The sequence below is a fragment of the Desulfobacter curvatus DSM 3379 genome (assembly GCF_000373985.1).
Taxonomy (GTDB): Bacteria; Desulfobacterota; Desulfobacteria; order Desulfobacterales; family Desulfobacteraceae; genus Desulfobacter; species Desulfobacter curvatus.
In genome coordinates this window covers 1-5902 of record NZ_KB892945.1, presented here as the reverse complement: position 1 = coordinate 5902, position 5902 = coordinate 1, and the positions used below count along the sequence as shown (strand labels likewise).

Annotated in this window: 6 protein-coding genes; 3 read left to right on the top strand and 3 right to left on the bottom strand. The window is 50.0% G+C overall.

The window, feature by feature from the left end:
- A partial coding sequence (locus B147_RS32280) for a hypothetical protein (RefSeq protein ID WP_211216910.1) occupies nt 1-290 on the bottom strand: 290 nt, incomplete at its 3' end.
- Nucleotides 291-402: 112 nt separating this feature from the next.
- Between B147_RS32280 and B147_RS27460 the strand changes: the two genes are divergently transcribed.
- Nucleotides 403-711, top strand: a complete 309-nt coding sequence (locus B147_RS27460) for a DMT family transporter (RefSeq protein WP_157237783.1) — start codon at nt 403-405, stop codon at nt 709-711.
- 22 nt (nt 712-733) lie between these two features.
- On the top strand, nt 734-1549 hold the full coding sequence (locus B147_RS0104975) for a DUF169 domain-containing protein (RefSeq protein WP_020586137.1): 816 nt from the start codon (nt 734-736) through the stop codon (nt 1547-1549).
- A gap of 226 nt (nt 1550-1775) precedes the next feature.
- Here the strand turns inward: B147_RS0104975 and B147_RS0104965 are convergent, their stop codons facing one another.
- Entirely contained in the window at nt 1776-2129 is a 354-nt protein-coding gene (locus tag B147_RS0104965; RefSeq protein ID WP_157237782.1) for a hypothetical protein, read from the bottom strand.
- Between the two features lie 75 nt (nt 2130-2204).
- On the bottom strand, nt 2205-3755 hold the full coding sequence (locus B147_RS0104960; RefSeq protein ID WP_020586134.1) for a glutamate synthase-related protein: 1551 nt from the start codon (nt 3753-3755) through the stop codon (nt 2205-2207).
- A gap of 120 nt (nt 3756-3875) precedes the next feature.
- Between B147_RS0104960 and B147_RS0104955 the strand changes: the two genes are divergently transcribed.
- Nucleotides 3876-5261: an aminotransferase-like domain-containing protein gene (locus B147_RS0104955; protein WP_020586133.1), complete on the top strand. Its 1386-nt coding sequence runs from the start codon at nt 3876-3878 to the stop codon at nt 5259-5261.
- Nucleotides 5262-5902 lie beyond the last annotated feature (641 nt).

Sequence of the window (5902 nt, the reverse complement as noted above, 5' to 3'; positions counted from 1 at the left end):
TGTTCCAGATTTCTTGAGTTTTCTGCTCCTCCTGATCGGGCCAAAGTTCCAATTGCTTTTGCATGGTTATGTCCCTCCTTTAAAGCGGTTTCAGACTTATGCTTTGAAGGATATATTTTTGAGAGGAGGGTATCTACTATCTTCCGTACCTGTAGTAAGTTCGATCTTGAGGCAATTAGATCCGTCTGTTTCCGGTTGTCTGTTGCTTTGAATTGGGGGCAAATGTCGCCCAGATTTGTCCAATCAGCAGGTATATAGGATCTCGTGCCATCAGGTAAAACCAGGGTCAAATGTAAAATCCCATTTCTGTGAAGCCAACTGAGGACATCAAGGGCTTTCCCCTCCAATGGATGAAGATTTTTTGTTATCGTTACTTTAGGCGGAAAACCGTCGAGGTGGGTAGTGTGTCGTGTGTTCCTTGGAGCCATTATTGTCGGGGGTGTAATTCTCACCCGTCTGGATTTTAGGCCGGACATCAATCCCAAGGGCGTTTGTCTGGCCGTTTTTACCGGAATCGTGGGGTTTACCGGTGCCCTTGGTTTCCTTTTCGCCGTTAAGTACCAAAAGGTGTCTGTAGTCGCCATGTTCACGGCATTGTCACCGGTGATCACCCTTGCTCTGGGATGGATCGTTCTAAAAGAACCCATCACCCTGAAAGAGGGGCTGGGCATTATCAGCGCCTTTGCAGCCATCTGTTTTTTTGCAGGTTAACGTTATTTCACAGGAGGTCAGCATGAAAAGCACAATTATGGAAAATCTCAGGCCGGAGTTCGAGCCGGTGGCCGTGGTTTGGAGTGATACCATTCCTGACGATGCATTCCAGTTCAAAAATGGTAAATTCGGTTGTGTCCTCTATTTATTTGCCCAGGCCAGTACACGCGGTAAAATTACCGGCGGCAGCCGCGAGAGTATCATCTGCACAGGCGGCCGGGCGGCCTTGGGCTTTGGGACCGGTTTCGATGAATCGCCTGAACAGTTAGATCTGCATGCGGCCTTGTTTAGCAAAGGCCTGAAATCCGCAGAAAACAAGGCTGCATATCAAGCAGAAATGGCGGCCGCGCCTAAAAATTGGAGATCCATGTACGAATATGGCGAGCGCAGGCATTGCAGTCCGGACTTAGCCAGGGCGTGGATTCTCCATGAATTCCCGCGCTATGATATTCAATGCAGGTATGTTTTGTTTAAACCTTTGGGCCGCACCGCGTTGAATGAGAATATCCGTGCGGTAATCTTTCCGGTAAATCCGGTTGAATTATCAGGTCTTGTAACGCTTGCAGGGTCGGTCATGCAAGGGGCGGATCCTGTTCGGGCCCCCCAGGGTACAGATTGTTGCAGTATATCCGCGTTTGCCTATTCCGAGGCCGAATCAGCGACACCCAGGGCCGTACTGGGTATGATGGGCATTGATGGCCGGGAGGTCATGCGCAGGTGTTTTCGGGATGATATCCTGACGCTTACCCTGCCTGCACCCCTCTTTCTTCGAATGGAACAGGAGGCAGATGACTGCGTTTTTCAAATCCCTTCATGGAAGAAACTGGTTGGGCGCTGATATTAATGGTGTTCAGGGTAAGGACAATGACGATCAGTTTTTTTTGCCTGTTCCCAGATATATTTGCCGGTGTACCAGTACAAAAAAAGAGCTGAACGATGGGGGCCGGACGAGTTGAGAGGTTTACGTCCGGTTCTGAGAGAGCCTGAAGGGGAAGTCCATTTGAGCTACTTTTCTGGGAGGGCTCCTCTGTGAAGGGGAGTCCTATCCCGATTAGCTTATTTCTCTATCCTATGAAGGCACCAAACACTTTTATTTTTCCATCTTCCTCATCAAGGGTTAGTTGGGCAAGGACTTCCCCTTTTTTGTTTTCATAAGATGCTTTCCAAAGAACTGTTACCCCAGAGTCTCTAAAGATACAAGAAAGAAACTCTCTTTCATTTTTAATATCCTCACTTTTTTCACTACTCTCAGCCATTTGGCGCTCAAACTCTTCTTTCGGGATAGCCTTAAGCATAATGCTTGAGAATTCTTTGGAAAATTTTTCATAATCGTTTTCATTTGAGCCTTCAATTATATTGGTCATTATTGGTTCGGCTATATTAAGTATATCCTTATTTGCCTTACTTGAAAAATCCATGTAAAGTTCCTTCCGGGTTTTGGGGTCACCCATTACGTGATGACTCCATTACGCCCATGGCACGATCTGCTGCCGTTACACGGACAAGATCGATTGGGTGCGTTCCTTATACGTGGCCAGGCCTGTTTCTTCTGCCGCAATATCGGTCAGAGGGACGATGTCTTCCCTGTCGATATAGTGGAGTGCGAATTTCCGGTTAAGGGCCATAAGTTGTTTTAACCCTACGGAAACCCGATTCAGGAATGAATAAAGACCGATGGCACCGGTCGGAATTTTCGATACATCGGTACCATATGTGGCTTTCAGGAGGCGCAGATCGGCAAATACTTCATCAACGGTCGAACCGAACCGGGCGATCTCTTTGGGCAGGGTGCCGTTTTTCAATGCCTCCCCGATTTGCCGGCCCACCGATGCGGATGCCATAGCTGCCCGACCGATGGCGATCATGCCTATGTATGGGGCACCAAGGGCCAACCCCTTGTAGACCTGGTCTTCGGTGGTGAAACCGCCGGCCATGGCAACGGGCGGGAGTTGTTTTCCTGCTTTTTTCAGATTTTCCAAAATGTGGTAAACCGTCATCTCAAGCGTCACGGTAGGTATCCCCCATTCGTTCATCATTTTTACCGGGCTGTGACCGGTTCCGCCGCCTGCGCCGTCAAAGGTAACAAGATCAATACCCGCCTCGGATGCGACCTGGAGGACAGTTGCGACATCCCTCGGATCAAAGGGGCCCATTTTGAAACAGATCCGCTCGGCACCGAGGCGTCTCAGATCGGCCACGCGGCTTAAAAGCATCTCAGGCGTCCACATGGGCAGTCTGCCGATTTTTTCGAACACCGGGCCAATGCCTTTGGCATAAGCTTCGGCAACTACCGGATCAGTTGGATCAGGAACGATTAGATAGCCGAGCTTCTTTAAACGGAGAGCATCCTTCAGATCCGGTACCTGGCTCATGCCCTGAATCCCCTTAGCAGCCTGACCGAATTTCAGTTCTACAGATTTAATGTTGAGCCGGTCAATGGCGTATTCGAGTACCCCATGGTATTCGTCATCCGCATTCGCCTGGAGAACGATATCTCCACACCCCAGTTGATACTGCCTGAAAGCGGATACCATCTCGGTAATCAACGGTGAGTCCGTAACACGGCGATTATGGGTGACAAGACCGGGGTCTTTGGCAATGACATCCTCCCCGATCACTACGGGAATACCGAAAAGTGCGGCACCGGCATAGTATTCCTTCCAGGCCAGCTTGGCCATGGCAGGCAGGATAAATGGCCCATTGATCGCTACCGCATGGGTCGTGCCGAAAACGGATGAAATGTCGGCAAAAGGGAAGCTGGCCTTATCCGGATCAGGAGATGTCCCCCTGGCGCCGAATACCCGCCCGTTGATATTGAAATGTGAAAAATCCAGGGGATATTCTTTTTCCGAGGCGAACTGGTTTTTATCAGCGGCGAACGGAAGAATCGCCTCGGCACCCCTTATGGCTGAAAGTCCGATTTCACAGGGGCCGGTGCAATCGGCCGTGCACGCGGCGCACATGCCTGAAATACCGGCCACATGGCGGGGCGTTTGCATGTGGGTATGGGTGACAGGGCTGGCAAGTGAAGGGCTGAAATACATAACGGTAATCTCCTTTTTGTAATATTGTATGCATACAATAAGAGGGGATTGTATGCTTAATTTTTGTGATTGTATCCATATCATTGACAAATACTTAGAGTCAATGATAGTATTGTCTGCATGACAAATTGGGTTCCTTCAATTCAAAAAAACGAACACCCCCTTTATCAGGCCCTGGCAGATGCCATTGAAAAGGATATACAAACAGGGATTCTGGAGCCGGGTGGGCGTCTTCCCACCCACAGAGACCTGGCAGATTTGCTGAATATTAACGTCAGTACCGTGACCCGCGGTTATGCCGAGGCAGAACGCCGGGGGATGATCCACGCAAGGGTGGGGTGCGGAACCTTTGTGGCATCCGATGGCGGTGGCGCTTCTCTGACGGCACCGGAACCCCATACAGCCGGAATGGTGGAGATGGGCATTGTGACCCCGCTTTACGCTTTGGACCCGGATATCGCGGACGGGTTGCGCAGCCTGTCTTCACAGCGGGACATCACCCGGCTTCTTCAATATGCGGCTCCGCCGGGATTACCCGGACATAGGGCTGCTGGCGCCGCATGGATGAAACGCTACGGCCTGGATATTGATCCTGCCGGCATAGTGATCACGGCCGGGGGACAGCACGCCCTGACCTGCTGTCTGACTGCATTGTTTCACCCGGGGCAGCGTATTGCCGTGGATACCTTGACCTATCCGGGTATCAAGTCTCTGGCGGCTATCCTGGGTATCCGCCTGGTCCCTGTTCACGGGGACGGCCAAGGGATGTCCCCGGCTGATCTGGATGCCGCCTGCCGCAGGGAAGAGATCTCCGGGGTCTATCTAATGCCCGGAATGAACAATCCCACTACCGTGTTTATGCCACCGGAACGCCGGGACGAGATCGCAGCCGTGATCCAACGTTACAGGCTTTTTTTAATAGAAGATGATCCCTATGCCCTGATGCATCCGCTACATCCGACGGCACCGGTATCGGCCCGGGTCCCGGAGCAGGGAATTTTTATCGCAAATGTATCCAAGGCCTTTGGTGCGGGATTACGGGTGGCATTCTTGTCCGCCCCGGGGCCGCTTCGGGCCGGCTTGTCCGAGGCTGTGTTAAGCACAGTGTGGATGGCTTCTCCCATCACCACAGAACTCGCCTGTTCCTGGATCATGGACGGCACGGCCGACGCCACTGTTGAGGCCAAGTGTAAGGAGTCGAAACGCCGTTACGCTGCTGCGGCAGAACGGCTATCGGGATATGTTTATCAAGGCCATGAAACCGGATTTTTTATTTGGCTTCATCTGCCGAAACCCTGGAGTGGTGCGGCCCTGGAATTGCGGGCCCGGGAAGCCGGTGTGAACCTCTTTGGCTCAGAACGATTCAGTGTGGGCCACGAACCTGTCCCGGCAGCAGTACGGCTCTCGCTTTCCGGTCCGGCGACCCTGGAAGATCTGGACAAGGGATTGGACACGATTTGCCGGATTATAGAGGGACGGCTGCCGGACATGGGAGCCTGTTTGTAATCCGGATCGTATCGGCTTTAATGTTCCCCTAAATTTCATTTGTTTTTCTTTTTTTATACTCCTGGAATCAAAAAGCAAGTTCTCAAATTTTGAAGGTATTTTTATACGCCAAATCCTCAAGAGACTAAATCCCTTATAGAAACCTGCTCAACCACCTGGAAAATGGGGTTCGCTGCTATTTTAGGTTTAATCAGCGGCAAAGCGTTGAGTTAATTTACCCATAATTCATGCAAACCATTAGAGTATATTTACGCGCGAATATGGGTGAAATCTATGATCCTTAGAAAAAACTTAATAAAAAATAAATAGGATCCCTACTCTCCTATTTTGAATTTAATTAGGCTACCCAGGGAGACAAAGGGAGGAAGAATGGTCCACTCAAATGCCTAAAAGGACATGTAGGAGATTGAATTAACCATCCAGGAAGGACGGCTTTATATGCTTAATAAAATTGAATATATATTCAATATGTTTCAAAATTTTATTTTTAAATTCAATAAAGAGATTACTTTTTACCTAAAAAATGCAGCGTCTAAGCTAAGTCAAAAGGACAGAGCCCGTGGCCTCACCATTAGACAATTTTGTACCCCAAAAAGAGGCAAATTTCATTAAAATCGAGTCAGTATTGCTAATGCCCCCCC